This window comes from Streptomyces sp. NPDC086549 (assembly GCF_044746205.1).
GTDB lineage: Bacteria > Actinomycetota > Actinomycetes > Streptomycetales > Streptomycetaceae > Streptomyces.
Map to the genome: position 1 here is coordinate 493,323 of NZ_JBIVBS010000005.1, position 18,585 is coordinate 511,907.

Sequence of the window (18,585 nt, forward strand, 5' to 3'; positions counted from 1 at the left end):
GGCTTGTTCCGGTCTAGACTGGTCATGTTACTTCCGTAGCGAAAGAAACTCTGCGAGAACCCATGACCACACACGCCGTCAGCTGGCCGCCGCTGAGTCCCGGGGAGCGCTCTGTTGCGATCGAGGTGCTCGTCCACGGCCCGCTGTCGCGCACCGAGCTCGCCCGCCGGCTGGACCTCTCGCCGGGCAGCCTCACCAGGCTGACCAAGCCGCTGATCGAGTCGGGTCTGCTGGTCGAGGTCCCCGAGGCGGGTGCCGCCGCTCAGGTCCGCCAGGGGCGGCCCTCCCAGCCGCTGGACGTCGTCGCGGAGTCCCGCGCGTTTCTCGGCTTCAAGATCACATCCGACCGGGTCTACGGCGTCGTCACCACCCTGAGGAGCGAGGTCGTCGCCCGCCTCGACCGGCCGCTGTCCACCCATGAGCCCGCCGAAGTCGCCGATCTGCTGCGGGAGATGACCGCCCGGCTCACCCCGCGCTTCCCCCTCGCGGGCATCGGCATCGGGGTGGGCGGTCATGTGCGGGACCGTGCCGTGGTCGGGGACTCGCCCTTCCTGGGGTGGCGGGACGTCCCTCTGGCGGCGCTCGTCGAGGAGCGCACCGGACTGCCGGTGGTCGTCGAGAACGACGTCGCCGCCCTGGTCGAGGCCGAGATCTGGTTCGGTGCCGGGCGAGGACTCGACCGCTTCGCCGTCCTGACCATCGGCGCCGGCATCGGCTACGGGCTGGTGCTCGGCGGCAGACGGGTGCCGTACGCCGAGCAGGACCGCGGCTTCGGCCACCACTGGATCATCAACCCCCACGGCCCGCTGACCCCAGACGGCGAGCGCGGCAGCGCCGTGTCGCTCCTCACGATCCCCAGCATCCGCTACCAGATCCGCGCCGCCACCGGCCGCGACGCGACGTACGAGGAGATCCTCGCCGGGGCCGCCGACGGCGAGCCCATGGCCGCCCGGGTGATCGGCGAGGCGGCGCGGGCGCTGGGCACACTGGTCGCCCAGATCGCCAACTTCGCGATGCCGCAGCGCATTCTGCTCGCCGGGGAGGGGGTCGGCCTGATGGAGGTGGCCGGCGTCGTGGTGGAGGAGACCGTCCGGGCCCATCGCCACCCGCTGGCCGAGCCGGTCGACCTCGCGACCAAGGTCTCCGACTTCCACGACTGGGCCCGCGGGGCTGCCGTACTCGCGATCCAGGTCCTGGTGCTCGGTTCCGCCGAGGGGTGAACTCCCCTGTTCCTCTTGACAGATTGACGTGATGAGTAACACGGTCCGGAATGCCCGGATCGCTCATACTTACTCACCTCGCCTTCACGTCGACCGGCATATGCTTCACACCATGTCCACCACTGTTGAAGCCGTCTCCGAGCGATCGGCCGCGGAGGTCAACGAGCAGATCCGGGCCCTGTGGCTCCGGTCGGGCGGGACACTGAGCGTCGAGCAGCGCGAGGAGTACCAGCGGCTCGTCCTGGAGTGGGCCGCCGCGGCCCCGCAGTCCACCTGGGCGGCCTAGGGCTGGCCCAGGGCCTGTCCGGCGGGTCATGCCGCAGACCGTCCGTCCCCCCGGCGCGCTCAGACCGAGTCCGGCGTCCAGGGCAGTTGCTGCTCGAACCAGACCACCTTGCCCGTGCTCAGCCGCGTCGCCCCCCAGCGGTCCGCCAGCCGGTCGACCAGGAACAGCCCCCGGCCGCTCTCATCGCTCGGCCTGGCGTGCCGCAGCCTCGGCACCAGCGGCGAGTCGTCGCCCACCTCGCAGCGCAGTACGTCCGTGCGCAGCAGCCGCAGTGTGATCGGCCGGGTGGCGAAGCGTACGGCGTTGGCCACCACCTCGCCGACCAGGAGCTCGGTCGTCTCCAACAGGGGGTCCAGATCCCACCGCGTCAGGGTCCTGCGGGTCAGCCGGCGGGCCTGCCCCGCGGTCCGCGGATGCGGGGCCAGATACCAGTACCCGACGGCCTCCGGCCGGATGCCCACCAGCAGGGCGGCGAGCAGCGCGATGTCGTCGTCCCGGTTCCCCGCTCCCAGGGTGCCCAGCGCCGCCTCGCACAGTGATTCCGGCGGCAGTGGCTCGTGCCCGGCGGTGGCCGCGCGCAGGCGGCCGAGCAGTCGCATCCACCCCGGTCAGGACGTCGGAGCCGCGGGACTCGACGAGCCCGTCGGTATACAGCAGCAGGGTCGCTCCGCCGGGTGCGGGCAGCTCGGTGGACTCGAAGGAGTCGCTGCCGACGCCGACCGGCGCCCCGGGCGGGATCCGCAGGATCTCCGCGCTGCCGTTCGGGTGCACGAGCAGCGGCGGCGGGTGGCCGGCGTTGGCCACCAGGAGCCGGTGCAGCACGGGGTCGTAGAGCACGTAGAGGCAGGTCGCCATGTGCGGGCCGCCGAGGCGCTCGGCCTGCTCGTCCACGTGGTGCAGGATCTCGTCCGGCGGGAGGTCGAGCCCGGCCAGGGTCTCCACGATGGTGCGCAGCTGGCCCATGATCGCGGCCGAGGCCGGCGAATGGCCCATCACATCGCCGATGACCAGCGCGACACGGTTGCGTGGCAGCGGAATCGCGTCGTACCAGTCGCCACCGACCCGCGCGGTCCGCGAGGCGGGCAGGTACCGGGTGGCCAGCCGGACTCCGGTCGTCTCGGGCAGCGACGCCGGGAGCATCGCGCGCTGCAGCGCGTCCGCGACGGAGGCCTCACGCCCGTACAGCAACGCCTTGTCGATGCCGAGCGCGGTGTGCGTGGCGAGCCGCGAGGCGACCAGGAGGTCGTCGCCGGTGAAGGGCGGCCGGCCGGGCCCGCGCAGCAGGACGACGCTGCCGAGGGCATGACTGCGGCCGCACAGCGGGGCGAAGATCATCCGTCGCCCCGGCGCCTCCACCGCGGCGGCGCTCGCCGCGCCCAGCAGCTCCGCCACCGCGGCGGCGATCCCCGGAACGTCCCCGAACACCGGACGCCCGTCGTGCAGCGGCCCGGCGAGGGGGCCCGTGACGGCCGAAGGCGCGCCCGGTGCCCGGGGCTTCGCGGGGCCCGCCGTCGGCGGCGGCCGGGACCCGAGGTCGGACGGCTTGCGCCGCGGTGTGCGGTCCGTGCTGTGCGGCCGCAGAACGACCGCGCCGGCCGGGGACTCGTCCCCGACCGGCAGTGGATCGCACACATGGACGTATGCCCGGTCGGCGAACGCCGGCACGGCCGCCCGGCACAGCTCGTACAGCATCTCGTCGAGGTCCATGCCCCGGGCGATCCGCCGGGTGGCCGTGTCGAGGTACCGGAGCCGGTCCGTCTGCGGCCCGGCGTCCGCCGGCCCGTCGCCCCACGGACCGCTGCCGGGTCCTTCAGGGGCTCCGAGGTGCTTCGTCACATGGGCTGCTTCCGTCTGCAGCGCAGGAAGATCTGCTCCTCGGGCTGCACGTCCACGCTCGCCGGTGCGTAGGTGTACGAGGTCTCCCCGACGATCTCGAAGCCCGCCGCCTGGACCACCTCGCGCAGTTCGTCCCGCAGATAGCCGGACACCCGGATGGTGCTTCCGATGAACGGGATCGCGAAGTCGTCCACGTCCGCCTCCACCATCGACAACGCGAGGAGGCCGCCGGGAACCAGCAGACGATGGATGGTCCGCAGGGCGAGGGGGATCTCGGTGCGCGGCAGCATGAGCAGGGAGAAGAAGGCCGCGACCGCGTCGAAGCGGCCGAGGTCGCGGGGACCGCCGGGCCGCAGGTCCGCGACGTCCAGCTGGTGGAACTCGGCTTCGGGCACGTTCTGCCGGGCCAGGGCGAGCATGCCGCCCGACAGGTCGATGCCGACGACCTCGAAGCCCGCCGCCACCAACTGGCGCGCGGTGGGCAGCCCGGTGCCGCAGCCCAGGTCCAACGCGCGGGACCCGGCCGGCAGGGACTCGACGATCCACTCGGCGGCGGCGATCTGCCCGTCCTTGTGCGGGAAGGCCTCGTCATAACGGCCGCCGATGGCGTCGAACGCCTCGGCCTGACCCGTGCGGTCGAGCCGCATGTTCCCGTAATCGTGCTCTTCGGTGGGGCTGTTCACGAACAAACTCCCCTTCGGAGACCTCTTGGTGTGATTTTTTCACACGTCGCACGGCCGCGGAACGTCCGACGGGGCCGAGCGACGTGTGCCGGAGCGGTCACCAAGAGTATGCGTCTCCGGGGGCGGATCAGCCCCAGGTGGCCGAGTAGTACCGCTGGTACGCCTTGCGGTCCTGCTCCGCGCGGATGTACCGCGTCGCCACCAGCGCGATCAGGCTGCCCCCGATGACCAGCAGACCGGGACCGACGTTGCGGGTGTCCGTGAGCCGGGACAGCAGGGTCGTGTCGTCCGCGGTGCCGGTGACCGCGGTCGACGAGCCGGGCGAGGCCGCGTTCGGGGCGACGGCGGCCTGGGTGGCCGCGGCGGACGGTGCGGCGCCCTGGCCGTTGGCGTTCTGTGTGGAGACGATCAGCTTCACGCCGAGCGCCGCCATCGCCTTCGTCACCGGCTGGAAGAACGTCGTCCCGCCCGTCGTGCAGTCGCCGCTGCCGCCCGAGGTCACGCCCAGCGCGATGCCCTCGGAGAACAGCGGGCCGCCGCTGTCGCCCGGCTCGGCACACACGTTGGTCTGGATGAGGCCGGTCACCGTGCCCTCGGGATAGTTCACGGTCGCGTTGAGCGCGGTCACCTGGCCGTCGTGCAGCCCGCTGGTGCTGCCGCTGCGGAACACCCGCTGCCCGACCGTCGGATCCGCCACCCCGGTGATCAGGACGCCCTTGCCGCCGCCGACGGAGACCACGGCGGCCCCGTTCCCGGCCTTGCCGGACGCGTACTGGATGAGGGAGAAGTCGTTGCCCGGGAAGTTGGTGTTGACCGTCGTGCCCAGCTGCTGGTTGCCCTGGTTGTCCGCGAACCAGATGGTGTTGGGCGGACCGCAGTGCCCTGCGGTGAGGATGAAGTCGCTCTGCCCGTTGGTGACGTTGAACCCCGCCGAGCAGCGCCCGCTCGTCGACAGGATCGGCAGGGCCGCGTTCAGGCGCGTGGTGAACGTGCCCTCGGTGCGCTCCATGTGCACAAAGCTGCCGATGCCCGCGGCGACCTGGGTCAGCCGGGACCAGTCGGAGGCGGTGACCGTCTTGTCGGCCTCCACCACGACCCGGTTGGTCCGGTAGTCCACCACCCAGGCGGTACCCGCCACCCGGGGTGCCGAACGCAGCGTGGCGGTGGCCGACTTCAGCTCGTTCATGCTGTGCCGCACCATCTTGGCCTCGGCCCCGGCCCGCTTCACCGCCGCCGCGGCCTTCTCGTCGGTGACCGCGACGACCGGGTGCCCGTCGGCGCCGATCCAGCTGCCCGCCGTACGGGCGGTACCCAGCTGGGACACCAGGCCGGCGCCGGTCTTCCCGGCCGTCCGCGCCGAACTCAACGGGACGGCGGACGCTCCGGGAGTCTCGCTCGCCATGGCCGTGGTGACCATCGCGCCTCCCAGAAGGAGTCCGCCGACCGCCGCCAGCTGTGTACCTCGCCGGACGACCCGTCGTCGTGCGTGCCTCATGCATGGCTCCCGAACCCCGAACGCGCGGCTCCAACACCGCGGGGCCCTCCGGTCGTTGAGTGCCCTTCCCTCCATACGTGGCCCGACGCGACGGCGTTCACCGCAGCGCTGATCTTTCTCAGGCCTTGCGGGCCACCCCGCCGAACATGGCGACCTCCTCCGGCTCGGTGCCGCCCACCTCCTCCGGGCGCCAGCGCGAGCAGGACACCAGGCCCGGCTCCAGCAGGTCGAGGCCGTCGAAGAACCGGGTGACGTCCTCGCGGGTGCGCTGGGTGAGCCTGGGCGTGCCGTGCTCGTTCCAGAACCTGACCGCCTCGTCCACGTCCGGCATCGCCGGGCTGGTGATGGTGTGCGACAGCACGAGGTGGCTGCCGGACGGCAGCCGGTCCATCAGCCCGCGCACCAGTCCGTACGGGTCCTCGTCGTCGCCGATGAAGATCACCACGCCCAGCAGCATCAGCGCGACGGGCTTGCCGAAGTCCAGGGTGCCGGCCGCGTGCCGGAGGATCGCGTCGACATTGCGGAGGTCCTCGTCGAGGAAGTCGGTACGGCCCTCGGGCGTGCCGGTGAGCAGGGCACGGGCGTGGGCGAGGACGAGCGGGTCGTTGTCGACGTACACGGTCCGGGAGTCCGGGGCGACGCTCTGGGCGACCTCGTGCGTGTTGTCGGCGGTGGGCAGCCCGGTCCCGATGTCCAGGAACTGGCGTATGCCCACCTCCCCGGCCAGATGCCGCACGGCCCGCCCCAGGAAGAGCCGGTCCGCACGGGCGTACTCGCCGATGCCCGGGTGCAGCTGACGGATCCGGTCGCCGGCCGCACGGTCGACCTCGTAGTGGTCCCGGCCGCCGAGCCAGTAGTTCCAGATCCGGGCCGTGTGCGACCGGCGGGTGTCGACGCGGGCGCGCAGGGACGCGGCGACGTCGTTCGTGACTGTCGGGTTGTCGGTCACGGGTCAGCTCCTGGGCCACCGATGAGAGCAGTGTGTGATACAGAGTCAAGAGGCAATCCAGGCGCCCGAGTTGAGCTCCACGGCACGTCCCGGGCCTTTCGCCCCATGACGGAACGGTGCCGTCTCGCACCCGACCGGCGGAACGTACCCCTTTCGCCCCATTCCGGCTCACCCCGAGGCCCCCTATCTTGAGCCCCATGACCAGCATCCCGCACGAGACGACAGGTGAGCCGAATCCGCTGCGCGCACTGACCCTCGGCCGCCTGCGACGCCGTACGAGCATGAAATGGCGCACCTACCCCGAGGACGTGCTGCCGCTGTGGGTGGCGGAGATGGACGTGCCCCTCGCCGCACCCGTCGTCCGTGCGGTCACGCACGCGCTGGAACTCGGCGACACCGGTTACCCGGCGGGCACCGCCTACGCCGAGGCGCTGACCGCCTTCGCCGCCAAGCGGTGGGGCTGGGACGGGCTCGCCGCGGAGCGCAGCGCGATCGTGCCCGACGTGATGCTGGGCGTCGTCGAGATGCTCAGGCTGGTCACCGGGCCCGGGGATCCGGTGGTCGTCAACTCGCCGGTGTACCCGCCGTTCTTCCAGTTCGTCGAGCACATGGACCGGCAGGTCCTGGAGGCGCCTCTGGGCGCGGACCTGCGCATCGACCTCGGCGTGCTGGAGGAGGCGTTCCGGCGGGCCGTCGCCGGGGGCGGGCGGGCCGCTTTCCTGCTGTGCAGCCCGCACAACCCGACCGGCACCGTGCACACCGCCGACGAGCTGACTGCCGTGGCCGCCCTCGCCGAACGGTACGGCGTCCGGGTCGTGGCCGACGAGATCCACGCCCCGCTGGTCGCCGCCGGTACCGCCTTCGTGCCGTATCTGAGCGTGCCGGGCGGCGAGAGCGGCCTGTCGCTGATGTCGGCGTCGAAGGCCTGGAACCTGGCCGGTCTGAAGGCCGCGGTCGCGATCGCCGGGCCCGCGGCGGCAGCCGACCTGGCCCGGCTGCCCGAGGAGGTCAGCCACGGCCCCAGTCACGTCGGCGTCATCGCCCACACCGCCGCGCTGACCGACGCCGGCGGCTGGCTGGACGCCCTGCTGGCCGGGCTCGACGACAACCGGCTGCTCCTCGCCGCCCTGCTGGCCGACCGCCTGCCCGCCGTCCGGTACCGGCCGTCGGAGGCCACCTACCTGGCCTGGCTCGACTGCCGTGCCCTCGGTCTCGGGGACGACCCGGCCGAGGTCTTCCTAGAGCGCGGCCGGGTGGCCCTCAATTCCGGAATCCCGTTCGGCTCCGGCGGAGCCGGGCACGTACGCCTGAATCTGGCCACGTCGCCGGAGCTGATCACGGAGGCCGTGCGCAGGATGGCGGCCGCTCTGCGGTGAACGGGGGCGCCCGGACGCGGACCACGACCCGGCTGCCATGATGGGCCCATGCGCGTGCTGATGCCGGTCCCCGACCGGGACTTCGACGTGACCGAGGTGGCCGTGCCCTGGCGGCTGCTCACCGACGCGGGCCACGAGGTGGTCCTCGCCACCGAACGCGCCGGGACCCGGCCCGCGGCCGATCCCCGGCTGCTCACCGGAGTGCTCTTCGGGCAGCTCGGCGCGGCGGACGAGCCCAAACGGTGGTACGAGCAGCTCACCGCGGCGCCGGAGTTCACGGCCACGGCCGCCTGGGCGGATGTCCCGGTGGACGACTTCGACGGGCTGCTGCTGCCGGGCGGTCACGCGCCCGGGATGCGGCAGTACCTCGGCTCGGCCGAACTCCAGCGGCAGGTCGCCCGGTTCTGGGCGCTGGGCAGGCCCGTCGGCGCCATCTGCCACGGGGTGCTCGTCCTGGCCCGTGCCCGGGACCCGGAGACCGGCCGCAGCGTTCTGGCCGACCGCCGTACGACCTGCCTGCCCAAGTACATGGAACGCGCCGCCTATCTGTCCACCGCCTGGCGCCTCGGCCGCTACTACCGCACCTATCCGGCCTACGTCGAGGACGAGGTGCGGTCCGCGCTCGCGGACCCGGACGCGCGGTTCGAACGAGGACCCAGGGTGCTCAGCCGGCGCGGCACCGCGAGCGACGACACCCACGCGTTCGTCGTCCAGGACGGCACCTATCTGTCGGCACGCTGGCCGGGAGACGCCTACCTCTTCGCCCGCCGCTACCTCGAACTCCTCGGACGGCGGACCTCCGCCTAGACTGCCGGGCATGGACGACACCCACACGTCGCTGGACCGGCTCGCAACGGGCAAGTACCTGCTGGTCACCAGTTACCGCAAGGACGGCACCCCGGTCCCGACCCCGGTCTGGGTGGTACGGGACGCAGACGCGCTCGGCGTCTGGACGGCCACCAAGTCCTACAAGGTGAAGCGGATCCGCCGCCGCGCCGACGTCCTCGTCGGGCCCTGCGACGCGCGCGGCAATCCGACCGGCGACCAGGTCCCCGCCACCGCCGAGATCGTCGACGCGGCCACGACCGACCACTACCGCGACCTCGTCGCCCGCAAGTACGGCATCCTCGGCCGCCTCACGCTGTTCGGCAGCCGGCTGCGCAACGGGCTGGACGGCACGGTCGGAATCCGGGTGACCCTGACGCCCTGAACGCGGTGACGACCCTGACGCCCTGGGGGAGCCGAGGCTCCCCCAGGGCGGGGCAGCGGGTCGCCGGCCCCTGGTACTGCAACGGTGGTACTAGGACGCGTCCAGCACCGTGCCGTCCAGCACCAGCCCGTCGGGCAGCGGCGCGCCGGTCTCGTCACTGGTCTGCTGGAAACGTACGGACTCCTCGGGCTCGTCGACCCGGTCCGTGACCGTGGGGACGGTGACGTCCGCGCTGGTCTTGCCCGCCGGGACGTTCACCCACAGGTAGATGCCCGTCTTGGACAGGGGGCGTTCCGGGTCGGGCGAGGCCCCGGTGGTCTCCTGGAACCAGTGCGGGTCCACGTCCTTGGTGGACAGCTCCTGACCGGTGACCGGGACCGCGGCGAACGCCGCCGAGAGGTCGATGTCGGCGGTCTCGGACAGCGACAGCCGCCACTTCAGCGTCTTGCCCTCGGTCACCCGGCCGGCGAGCGGGGTCACGGTGATCTTCGGCGCCGGGTCGTCGTTGCGCACGGTGATCCCGCCCAGGTAGGAGCCGACGACCGCGCCGTGGACCGCCTTCACCAGGACGTCGTACTGCACGTCGTTGCCGTAACGCGTGTCGCCCTTGACCTTGATCGGCACGTCGATGTCGTGGCCGCCGGGCCGCACCGTGACAAGGCGGTCCTTGGCCGTGCCGGTGACCGGGTCGACGACATACACCCGCACCTGTCCGCTGCCCTGCCCGGACACCTGGACCGGCACCTGGTAGGTGCGGACACCCGAGTCGCCCTCGTCCACCGTGGTACGGCCGACGTCGACGCGCGGCAGCGCGGCCGCCCGTACCGCCGGAGTGCCGGGGCGCCAGCCCCAGGCGTCCATGAGCCAGGCCTGTCCCGACCGTGAACGCGGCGTCAACTCAAGGGACTTGATGTGGCGCAGGTCGAGCCCGGCGCGGCCGGCGGCGGTCAGCGGCACACGCACCTCGCGCGCCCAGTACGACGCGGTCCGCTCGCTGCCCGGCAGCCCGTCGACACGCACCCGGCCGAGGGGCGCCCGGTGGCCGGAGGTGTCCGTGACGGACACGTCCAGCCGGGTCCCCGTGGAGTTCGGCGGCACGAACACCCGCAGAGCCAGTGCCTTGGCGCCACCGAGAGTGACGGGGCCGGCCGTGCGCACCCGCACGGCGGAACCGGCGGAGGTCCAGCGCAGCGCGATCGCGTGCCGCCCGGCCTCCTTCTCCGTCGACCACATCGCGAAGTGCGGCGAGGCCCCCTTGGCACCGCGGCCCAGGCAGGCGACGGACGGGCTGGGATCCACCGCGGAGCACAGCCGCGCGCCGGCGCCGGTCACGGTCACCTTGCCGTCCGGCAGGAAGCCGGCACCGCGGTTCGCGCCGACCGCGTGGCTCAGGACACGGGCGGGATCCGCCGACGGGGCCCGCCGTCCCGAACCGTCGAGCAGCGGACGCACCCGGTCGTCCCCGGCGAGGAACAGCCGGGCGGCGGCCGCGATGTACGTGGAGCCGGCCTTGTGCTGCTGGTCGGCGGTCAGCCGGGTGGCGGCACGCTTGGCGCACACCGGGTCCGGGTGGTGCGAGTCGTCCCAGAAGTCGTCCTCGGCGGGGGCCTGTGCCTGCCCCGGCGTCCACTCGGTGTTGAAGAAGTTGTGGTTGGCGCCGATGACGTAGACGGCGCTGTGCAGGGCGGTGCCACGGCTGACCGCGCGGGTGCCGTCGACGTACACCTCGCCCTGCAGGTCGGAGACGTCGCCGTCGCAGCCCGGCAGGATCGTCATCGACGGCACGTCGGGCACCGGGTTCTGGCCGAAGACCGTGGGGCCGATGAGGACGGTGCCGCTGATGTGCCAGCGCACCGGGCCGTGGTAGCCGTCCTGGTCGGCCGGCGGCGGGTACAGGCTGTCCAGCGCGGCCCGGCTCACGCCCTCGCCGCCCCGGGAGTGCCCGATGAGCAGGACGCGGGACAGGTCGGCGCGCGGCGCGTTCCTTACGATCGCCGGTGCCGTGCCGGGGTGTTCGGCCCAGTCGGCCCACTGGGCCAGGTGGAGCCGCACCAGTGACGAACGGGCCTGCGCTCCGCCGTCCTCGGCGGCGAAGTCCTGGCCGTTGATGCCGTTGGCCGAGATCGACACCGTCACATAGCCCTGGGAGGCCAGGAGTTTCTGGTCGCGCAGATAGCCGCGGTGGCTCGGCACCGGCTTGCTGCCCGTCTTGCAGGGCCAGTCGCCGGTGATCTCGCCGTGCGGGGCGTAGCAGGTGTAGTGGCGGCCGTGCAGGAACAGCGCGAGCGGGCGTCGGCCGGTGGCTCCGGTGGGCGCCACCACCACGGCGCGCATCTCGACCGGTGCGGAGAACCCGGGCAGGCGCACGGACTTGAGGTTGTACTCGCCGGTCACCGTGCGGTACGAGCCCGGCTTGCCGGGGTCCACGGAGTTGGCGGGCAGCGGGGCCGGGGGCCGCGCCGCCGGCCGGACACCCTTGTTGCCCTTGTCGCCCTCGTCGCCCTTGGACCCATCGGTGCCGGAGGCGTCAAGTCTTCGCCCGCCGGACCACACTTCGAGACTCTTCAGATCGGCCGGCCGGACGCCGTCGAGGCCGAGGCGGAACGTGTGCTCGTCCTTCCCGGGCGCCGGGATCCCCAACAGCCGCCCCCCGGCGCGGAATTCGACCCGCGCGTCTCCCATGGGCACCGGGGCGGCGGACCGCCACGTCAACTCGGGTGCCGTGGGCTTCCCGCCGATCCGCCAGCCGGGTGGGAGGCTCCCGTCGGACACGGCTGCCAACGGCTTTGCGTCAGGCGATGGTTGAGCCTGCGCCGACCACCCCGAGGATCCTCCCGCCACCGCGAGCACCGCGGCGGCGGTGACCCATATTCGCCGGGCACGGACCACTGTTTCCCCTCCTCGAAACCGCGAGTTCGGACACCCCGGCCGTCCCGGGGGTCCCTCGCGCCCCGGAGGACGGGAAGGAGAGGCTGTGGGTTGCTTGTGGAGAGGTGGTGATCGTGGACGATGGCCGAGATCGGAGGGGTCGTTGGCCGGTCGTCAGGTCCAGGCGCGGTACGGCTCGTCGAGCAGCTGGAAGACCGGCTCGCCGCGCACCGGATCCTTGGCCGTGGACAAGCGGACGCGGTCCCCGCTGTGTATGCCCACCGGCGGACCCATGACCCGGCCCCGTACGACGAATCCCTCGGCCATCTCGATCAGTGACACGTTGCGCGCGGCGGGCGTGTTGCGGTGCACCACGGTGGAGTGCCGGACCGTGCCGGTGCCCTCGCTGCGCTCCGTACGCAGCTCGCTGCCCTGGCACACCGGACACAGCAGCCGGTGGTACATGGCTGTGCCGCACCAGGCGCAGCGCTGGTAGACGATGGCGTCCTTGGCGACGGACCCGGAGTCGAGAACGCCCGTCGCGGAGCCGGCCGCCGGACGAACGGCGCTCCCTGAGTGGTGGTACACGCTGGTCAACTCCCTGCGGTCGGCCGGAATGCCGCGTGCCGATGTCAGCCGGGCACGCACGTGCGCGGCTCACCGTGCCACCGTGCACGCCCACAGAGTATGGCACTCAGTGCCACTCGTAAAGGCACTCCGTACCCAGACTTTCAGTCGCGGCGGTCGCGGCCGAGTGTGGACTCGATCTCCTGCACCATGCGCCACAGCGGGGCCCCGCGTCGGGAGACGAGAACGACCACGTCCTCCGGGTGCCCGGACCCCTCGGGCTGCCAGGACACCTCGGGCTGCTCCGCCCGCTCCGGGTACTCGCGACGCCGCTCGGCGGGCGGCGGCGCGCCGGGCCGGCCGAAGGCGGACTGTACATAGGCGAGCGCGTGGTCCACCGTGGCACCGGCGTCGCCCTCGCCGTCCGAACGCAGCCAGGAGCGGAGCGCGTTGTTGTGTGCCGCGACCACCGCGGCCGCGATCACGTCCGCCCGGAGATTCCCGTCGGGCCGCCCGGCGAAGCGCCCGCGAAGGTACTCGGCGAGAGCGCGCTCGTAGCGCCACACCACGGACAGCTCGTACGCGCGCAGCCCCGGCACCTGCTTGGTGAGCCGGTAGCGCTGCACCGAGAAGGTGGGGTTCTCGGCGTACATCCGCAGCACCAGCCGGGCCGCGTCGCAGACCCGTCGTACCGGCTCGTGCTCCTTGTCGCTCGCCGCCAGGAACGCGGTCATGTCGGCCAGGCAGCGCTCGTGGTCGGGGAAGACCACGTCCTCCTTGGAAGGGAAGTAACGGAAGAACGAGCGCCGTCCCACTCCGGCGAGCGCCACGATGTCGTCGACGGTGGTCTGTTCGTAGCCGCGTTCCAGGAACAGCTGGAAGGCCGCCGCGACCAGGGCGTCCCGCATGGGCGGCTTCGCGGACGGCGCCGCGCTGCTGGAGCTCATGAACGTGAACGTAGCACCCGGCCAAGGGACATGGCACTCAGTGCAGTCCCAAGAGGGAACTGAGTGCTTTCCGGTACCGGGGCGCACCGCCCGACGGGAGCCGCCCGCGCCCCGACGTACCCTGTGCGCACGTCCAGCCGCCCGAGGAGATCCCGCATGCCCGCCGCCCGTCCCCGCGTCCTCTACGTCACCGACCTGGCGTACCAGGCCCGCGGGCGCCGCTACTGCGACGAGGACATCTTCCTCACCTCCCGGCTCCACGCCCACTTCGACCTGGCGCTGTGCCATCCGACGGCGGCGGCCGCGCTCATGGACGGGTTCGACGCCGTCGTCGTCCGCAACAGCGGTCCGGTCCATTCGTACCAGCAGGAGTACGCGGCCTTCCGCGCCCGCGCCCTCGACAGCGGCGCACGGGTGTACAACCAGCTCACCGGCCGGGCGGACATGGCCGGCAAGCAGTACCTGCTCGACCTGAGCGAGGCGGGCTTCCCCGTCATCCCCACCGTGGACCGTGCCGAGGACCTGCACCGGCTGCCGGCCGCCGAACGCTATGTCGTCAAGCCGAAGCTCGGCGCCGACTCGATCGGCCTGGAGATCGTCTCCGCCGACCGGCTGCCCGCGATGGCCGACGGGACCGTGCTCGTCCAGCCGTGCGTCGACTTCGCGTACGAGGTGTCGTTCTACTTCGTCGACCACGACTTCCAGTACGCCCTGTACGCGCCGGACCCCGACCGGCGCTGGCGGCTGGAGCCCTACGAGCCGGCCCCCGAGGACCTGGAGTTCGCCCGGCGCTTCATCGACTGGAACGGCATCGAGCACGGGATCCAGCGCGTCGACGCCTGCCGCGCCCCGGACGGCGGTCTCCTGCTGGTCGAGCTGGAGGACCTCAACCCGTACCTCTCCCTGGACGCCCTCACGGACGAGGCCAGGGAGTCCTTCGTCACCGCCATGACCAGGTCCCTGCACCGCTTCGTCCGGGGCTGAGCCGGCCCGGCCCGCTGCTGAGCCGGCCCGGCCCATCGCTGAACCGGCGGGCCGCCGCTCCCGTATCTCTGCACGGGGATCGCGGAAGGAGAGCAGCGTGTCGACACCGCCCGACCCTGAACAGCCGCACGGGGGCCCGGTCCTGGAACCCGTCCGTGTCCTGCGCCTCCGTCGCTTCGACGCGCTCGCGGAGCTCATGCGCGAGATGCGGCCGGACACGGAGGGCACGGACGGCTACGAGGCCGTCGCGCCGCCACGGTGGCAGAACGGCTCCGAGGACGAGACCAGCGAGCTGCCGCCCATCACCGGCGCAGCGCGCGCCACACCGTCCGGCGGCCGCTTCGGTTTCGGCTCGGGGCTGCGCCGGGCCACCGTCGTCGTCGCCGTGACCGCGGCCGCACTGGTCGGCTTCGGCTGCGCCCTGCTGCTGCCCGGCCGGGGAGACGCCGCCACGGCAGCCCAGCCCTCCACCCCGCCCACCACCGCCCCCGCCACGCCCAGCGCCGTCGCCACCACCGGCGCCACCACTGACCCGGACGGCGTCGGCACCCTGCGCGAGGGCGACAGCGGCCCCCAGGTCACAGAACTCCAGCAACGCCTGCTGCGCATCCCCGACGTCTACCGCGACGGCTCCACCGACGGCCGCTACGACGCGGTCCTCACCGCGGCCGTGGCCCGCTTCCAGCTCTGGTACGGCATCCGGGGCGACGAGACCGGGGTCTACGGCAACGACACCCGCCAGTCGCTGGAGTCCCGCACGAGCCTCGACGACGGCTGACGGCCGGGGGAACGGCGGCTACGTACAAGGCGTCGCTCCTCGTCACCCTCCGGAATGACATGAGCCGCCCGGGGCTCGAACGCCGGGCAACGTCTCGGGAAAACCGCGAGGACGGAAGGCTGTTCCTGCTTCAGCATGGGCAGCTCACCGTGACGGCGTCCCGCCGCCCTGACCCTAAGGCGTCCCGATGAGCGGCTCCCGCATCCCGGGCCTCGTGCTGCCCGCCGTCTTCCTGCTGGCCCTGGTCGTGGGCCTGTGCTGGTACTGGCGGCACCGCGACGAGGACTGACCGCCCTGACCGGGCCTACGCCTCCTCCGGCGGCACCCGGATGTCCAGGACGCACACGTCGTCACGCCGCTCGCCCTTCAGCATCGCGGCGAGCAGCGCCTCCAGGGAGCCGGGCCGTTGCGTGTCGTGGGTGAGCGCGGCTCCGGCGAGCCGTGCGAGGCCCGCGTCGATGCTCTCGCCGGGCCGCTCGACCAGGCCGTCGGTGTACATCAGCAGCCGGTCCCCGGGTTCCAGGCGGCATTCCGCGGACCCGAACGCCGGCGAGGTGCTCGCCCCGAGCAGGATGCCGTCGGGCCGGTCGAGGTAGCGGGCCTCGTCCCGGCGTACGAGCAGCGGCGGCGGATGACCCGCCTGGGCCCACTCCAGCCGGCGCCCCTCGGGTTCGTACCGGGCGAGGACGAGGGTGGCGGTGGTGTTGCTGTCCCGGGAGTGCAGCAGCAGCGAGTTGAGCCGCGCGAGCGCGCCGGTCAGCGAGGACCCCGTGCTGACCATGCCCTTCGCGGTGAAGCGCAGCTGGGCCATGGTGGCGACGGCGTCGATGCCGTGGCCCGCCACGTCGCCGATCACGAACAGCGCGTCCTCGCCCGGCAGTTCGATGGCGCTGAACCAGTCGCCGCCGACATGGATCTCCGACTGGGCGGGCAGGTAGGCGACTTCGACCCGCAGCCCGGCCAGCCGTACGGGTTCCCTCGGCAGGGGCAGCAGGGCGTGCTGCAGCCGGGTGGCCATGGCCCGTTCGGCCTGGAGGACCCCGCGCTGCAGGAGGACGGCCCGCTCGCTCTCCACCAGCGCGAGCTCGGCGTTGCGCAGCGCGGTGAGGTCCTGCACGAAGCCGTGCACCTCGACGGGTGTGCCGTCCGGGTCCGCCACCGTCTCCGCGACGGCCCGCAGGTGCCGCACGCCGGATCCGCACCTGATCCGGAACGGGACGTCGAACTGCTGCCCCGCGCTGACGAGTTCGGTGACGGCATGGGACAGCGCAGGTGCGTCCTCGGGCAGTACGAGATCCGGCAGTTGCCGCAGGCGGACGGGGCCGCGTGCGGGGTCCCGGTCCAGGAGGGCGTAGACCTGGGGGGACCAGGTCACCTCGTGGGTGACCAGGTTCCAGGTCGCCCAGCCGAGGCTGCCCAGCCGCTGCACGTCCGCGAGCCGCCGCTCCTGCCGGACCGAGGGGTTGTGCCGGATCCAGGTGACCAGAAGTCCGTCGCCCAGCCGTGTCGCCCGCACCGAGTACGTGGCGGTCTCCGGCACCCCGTCCACGGTCTCGTGATACGCGAACGGCTCGCCCTCGTACGGTTCTCCGCCGGCGAGCACCTTCAAGTACCCCTGCCACAGCGGCTCGCCCGCGACCGACGGATAGCACTCGAGAATGTGCATGCCGACCAGCTCGCGTCCGGTCCGGCCGAGGACGTCGACCGCCTGTGGGGTCGCGGCGTCTATTCGGTAGTCCTCCACCTCGCCCGACGTGGTGCGCACCGGGCTGAGCAGGACGGCCGCGCCCGGGAGGGCGTCGAACACCGCCCGCACCGCGTCGGCGACACTTACGGAGGTGTCTTCCTGCGCCGCGTCGAGGGCCCGCAGCCGGCCGGCGCAGAGCCGGGCGGCTGCCTGCAGGAGTTCCCGTTCGCGCGGAGTGAAGGGATAGGCGTGCCGGCGCAGGACGCCCAACGCCACGGCGCTGTCGGTGCCCGTCGGCACGGGCAGCCAGGCACGCGACCGCCACCGCTCGGGCCGGTCCCCGATCAGCAGGTAGCGCGCGTCGTCCGCGGCGAAGTCCTCCAGCCAGCGCGGCTCCCGGGCCCGCAGCGCCTCCAGCGCGGCGACTCCGCTCAGCGGCGGCACCTGGCCCCACTGGGCCGCGAGGGTCTCGTCGATGCCGGCGTGCCCGACGAGTTCGAGTCCGCCGTCGGGCCGCTGGCCGTAGAGCATCAAGGCGTCGGCGCCCACGTCGGGGCCGAGGCGTTCCAGCAGACACTCGGCGAGTTCCCGCGGCGAGTCGACGCGGATCAGGGCCTTGCCCAGCCGGGCGAGCACCTCGGAGTCGTCATGGGGCCCGGCGGCCGGAGCGTCCCAGGAGGCGGTCCCCGCGGACCGGACGGGACCGGACCCGGCGGCGGTCGCCCGCGCGGCGGAGTCCGCAGCGTCGGCGGCCAGGTCCAGGGGTGGTATCAGGGCGCCGAGCGTGAGCCAGCACTCTTCGATGAGGGTGCGGTTCCCGGTGCCGGCGCGCTCGACGAGTTCCTGGTGCGCGGCGTCCGGGGTGCAGCCCGTCAGGGCCATCAGCGCACCCTTGGCCCGCTCCAGCACGGCCGACGCCGCCGCCAGCTCCCGCAGTCGGTCCAGCTCCGCGCGCTGCCTGGCCACGACCTTGGACAGCGCCGTCAGATCGGGGGCGGTGCCGCTCTCCGCGGGTGGTGCGGGCTCGCTCGTCACGCGTCGAGCATGGCACAGGTGAGTCCCTCCGATCGCGCCTCGGCCGCCCCCGGAATCTCCCGGTGGGCGGGCGACCCGGCCGGGTCAGCGTCCGGTGCTGTGGCCGACCAGGGCCTCGGTGACCGCCCGGACACTGCGTGCGATGTGCTGCAGCTGCATGACCTCGGCCGCGTACAGCTTGATCGTGTGCTCGATGACCGACTCGGGCAGACCCAGCACGGGCAGCTCGGCCCGTGCGGTCTGCAGCGCCGTCCGCGCGACCCGGATCTCGTGCTGGACCTGGATCTGCGCGTGCCGGGCGAGCAGTACGGGGTGGCGGATGAACGCCGGATAGCTGGCGTAGCGGGCCGGCACCAGCTCGCGCAGCCACTTGGCCGCCGAGCGCTCCCAGTCGTAGCTGCCGGGCGTCTTGACCTGGCAGGGCCAGTCCGAGCTGATCCGCGTGGTCGTCAGGGTCATGATCATCGCTTCCGGGTGTGCGGTGTGCGGCGTCGTGAGGGGTGGTCCGACGGATTGGGGGGCGGCCCCGGTCTAGGGGAGAACCGGGGCCGCCACCACGGGCGTGCCGCGCAGGCGACGCCCGACCGAACACCCCGCGCGCCGACGTGGGTAGGGGACGGCGGCTCGGAGTGTCCGTACTGGGGCCCCGGGCGTCAGGTGCCCG

Annotated in this window: 15 protein-coding genes and 1 pseudogene; 7 read left to right on the top strand and 9 right to left on the bottom strand. The window is 72.8% G+C overall.

Annotation, left to right across the window (positions count from 1 at the left end):
* The first annotated feature begins 62 nt into the window (after positions 1–62).
* Both ACIPSA_RS20155 and ACIPSA_RS20160 read left to right on the top strand, forming a co-directional pair.
* Positions 63–1,220, top strand: coding sequence for an ROK family protein (locus ACIPSA_RS20155; RefSeq protein ID WP_402636587.1), 1,158 nt, complete (start codon positions 63–65; stop codon positions 1,218–1,220).
* A gap of 100 nt (positions 1,221–1,320) precedes the next feature.
* Positions 1,321–1,506, top strand: coding sequence for a hypothetical protein (locus tag ACIPSA_RS20160; protein WP_402636590.1), 186 nt, complete (start codon positions 1,321–1,323; stop codon positions 1,504–1,506).
* 59 nt (positions 1,507–1,565) lie between these two features.
* Here ACIPSA_RS20160 and ACIPSA_RS20165 read toward each other — a convergent pair.
* The 4 genes and pseudogenes from ACIPSA_RS20165 to ACIPSA_RS20180 form a co-directional block, all read right to left on the bottom strand.
* Positions 1,566–3,213 (bottom strand): annotated as a pseudogene (locus tag ACIPSA_RS20165) (SpoIIE family protein phosphatase).
* 125 nt (positions 3,214–3,338) lie between these two features.
* Positions 3,339–3,989 (bottom strand): class I SAM-dependent DNA methyltransferase, encoded by a 651-nt coding sequence (locus tag ACIPSA_RS20170; protein WP_402636718.1) that lies wholly within the window; start codon positions 3,987–3,989, stop codon positions 3,339–3,341.
* 163 nt (positions 3,990–4,152) lie between these two features.
* A complete protein-coding gene (locus ACIPSA_RS20175; RefSeq protein WP_402636593.1) occupies positions 4,153–5,520 on the bottom strand; it encodes a S1 family peptidase in 1,368 nt (455 codons plus the stop codon).
* Between the two features lie 118 nt (positions 5,521–5,638).
* Positions 5,639–6,469: an SAM-dependent methyltransferase gene (locus tag ACIPSA_RS20180; protein WP_402636597.1), complete on the bottom strand. Its 831-nt coding sequence runs from the start codon at positions 6,467–6,469 to the stop codon at positions 5,639–5,641.
* A gap of 197 nt (positions 6,470–6,666) precedes the next feature.
* Between ACIPSA_RS20180 and ACIPSA_RS20185 the strand changes: the two genes are divergently transcribed.
* From ACIPSA_RS20185 to ACIPSA_RS20195, 3 genes are read left to right on the top strand one after another with little or no spacing between them, the layout of a single operon-like run.
* Positions 6,667–7,845 (top strand): MalY/PatB family protein, encoded by a 1,179-nt coding sequence (locus ACIPSA_RS20185; protein WP_402636600.1) that lies wholly within the window; start codon positions 6,667–6,669, stop codon positions 7,843–7,845.
* Between the two features lie 48 nt (positions 7,846–7,893).
* Positions 7,894–8,652, top strand: a complete 759-nt coding sequence (locus ACIPSA_RS20190; RefSeq protein WP_402636602.1) for a type 1 glutamine amidotransferase domain-containing protein — start codon at positions 7,894–7,896, stop codon at positions 8,650–8,652.
* Positions 8,653–8,662: 10 nt separating this feature from the next.
* Entirely contained in the window at positions 8,663–9,055 is a 393-nt protein-coding gene (locus ACIPSA_RS20195; protein WP_402636605.1) for a PPOX class F420-dependent oxidoreductase, read from the top strand.
* A gap of 90 nt (positions 9,056–9,145) precedes the next feature.
* On the opposite strand, the gene ACIPSA_RS20200 is transcribed toward ACIPSA_RS20195, so the two are convergent.
* The 3 genes from ACIPSA_RS20200 to ACIPSA_RS20210 all read right to left on the bottom strand — a co-directional run bounded on the left by ACIPSA_RS20200 (position 9,146) and on the right by ACIPSA_RS20210 (position 13,437).
* Positions 9,146–11,944 carry a hypothetical protein gene (locus ACIPSA_RS20200; RefSeq protein ID WP_402636608.1) on the bottom strand — a complete coding sequence of 933 codons (2,799 nt, stop codon included), beginning with the start codon at positions 11,942–11,944 and terminating at the stop codon, positions 9,146–9,148.
* 153 nt (positions 11,945–12,097) lie between these two features.
* Positions 12,098–12,511, bottom strand: coding sequence for a Zn-ribbon domain-containing OB-fold protein (locus tag ACIPSA_RS20205; protein WP_402636611.1), 414 nt, complete (start codon positions 12,509–12,511; stop codon positions 12,098–12,100).
* 143 nt (positions 12,512–12,654) lie between these two features.
* Positions 12,655–13,437 (bottom strand): TetR family transcriptional regulator, encoded by a 783-nt coding sequence (locus ACIPSA_RS20210; protein WP_402636614.1) that lies wholly within the window; start codon positions 13,435–13,437, stop codon positions 12,655–12,657.
* Between the two features lie 156 nt (positions 13,438–13,593).
* Between ACIPSA_RS20210 and ACIPSA_RS20215 the strand changes: the two genes are divergently transcribed.
* Together ACIPSA_RS20215 and ACIPSA_RS20220 are read left to right on the top strand one after the other, a co-directional pair.
* A complete protein-coding gene (locus tag ACIPSA_RS20215; RefSeq protein WP_402636617.1) occupies positions 13,594–14,421 on the top strand; it encodes a hypothetical protein in 828 nt (275 codons plus the stop codon).
* Between the two features lie 97 nt (positions 14,422–14,518).
* Positions 14,519–15,199, top strand: a complete 681-nt coding sequence (locus ACIPSA_RS20220; RefSeq protein ID WP_402636620.1) for a peptidoglycan-binding protein — start codon at positions 14,519–14,521, stop codon at positions 15,197–15,199.
* Between the two features lie 304 nt (positions 15,200–15,503).
* Here ACIPSA_RS20220 and ACIPSA_RS20225 read toward each other — a convergent pair whose 3' ends face one another.
* On the bottom strand, positions 15,504–17,921 hold the full coding sequence (locus tag ACIPSA_RS20225) for a SpoIIE family protein phosphatase (RefSeq protein ID WP_402636623.1): 2,418 nt from the start codon (positions 17,919–17,921) through the stop codon (positions 15,504–15,506).
* Positions 17,922–18,005: 84 nt separating this feature from the next.
* Complete coding sequence (locus tag ACIPSA_RS20230; protein ID WP_402636626.1) at positions 18,006–18,386, bottom strand: hypothetical protein; 381 nt, start codon at positions 18,384–18,386, stop codon at positions 18,006–18,008.
* Positions 18,387–18,585 lie beyond the last annotated feature (199 nt).

Bases quoted from the DNA above. Each gene is read 5' to 3' on its own strand.
- ACIPSA_RS20195 (WP_402636605.1), top strand. From the start codon at position 8,663: ATGGACGACACCCACACGTCGCTGGACCGGCTCGCAACGGGCAAGTAC.
- ACIPSA_RS20190 (WP_402636602.1), top strand. From the start codon at position 7,894: ATGCGCGTGCTGATGCCGGTCCCCGACCGGGACTTCGACGTGACCGAG.
- ACIPSA_RS20185 (WP_402636600.1), top strand. From the start codon at position 6,667: ATGACCAGCATCCCGCACGAGACGACAGGTGAGCCGAATCCGCTGCGC.
- ACIPSA_RS20170 (WP_402636718.1), bottom strand. From the start codon at position 3,989: ATGCGGCTCGACCGCACGGGTCAGGCCGAGGCGTTCGACGCCATCGGC.
- ACIPSA_RS20155 (WP_402636587.1), top strand. From the start codon at position 63: ATGACCACACACGCCGTCAGCTGGCCGCCGCTGAGTCCCGGGGAGCGC.
- ACIPSA_RS20215 (WP_402636617.1), top strand. From the start codon at position 13,594: ATGCCCGCCGCCCGTCCCCGCGTCCTCTACGTCACCGACCTGGCGTAC.
- ACIPSA_RS20230 (WP_402636626.1), bottom strand. From the start codon at position 18,386: ATGATCATGACCCTGACGACCACGCGGATCAGCTCGGACTGGCCCTGC.
- ACIPSA_RS20160 (WP_402636590.1), top strand. From the start codon at position 1,321: ATGCTTCACACCATGTCCACCACTGTTGAAGCCGTCTCCGAGCGATCG.
- ACIPSA_RS20175 (WP_402636593.1), bottom strand. From the start codon at position 5,520: ATGAGGCACGCACGACGACGGGTCGTCCGGCGAGGTACACAGCTGGCG.
- ACIPSA_RS20210 (WP_402636614.1), bottom strand. From the start codon at position 13,437: ATGAGCTCCAGCAGCGCGGCGCCGTCCGCGAAGCCGCCCATGCGGGAC.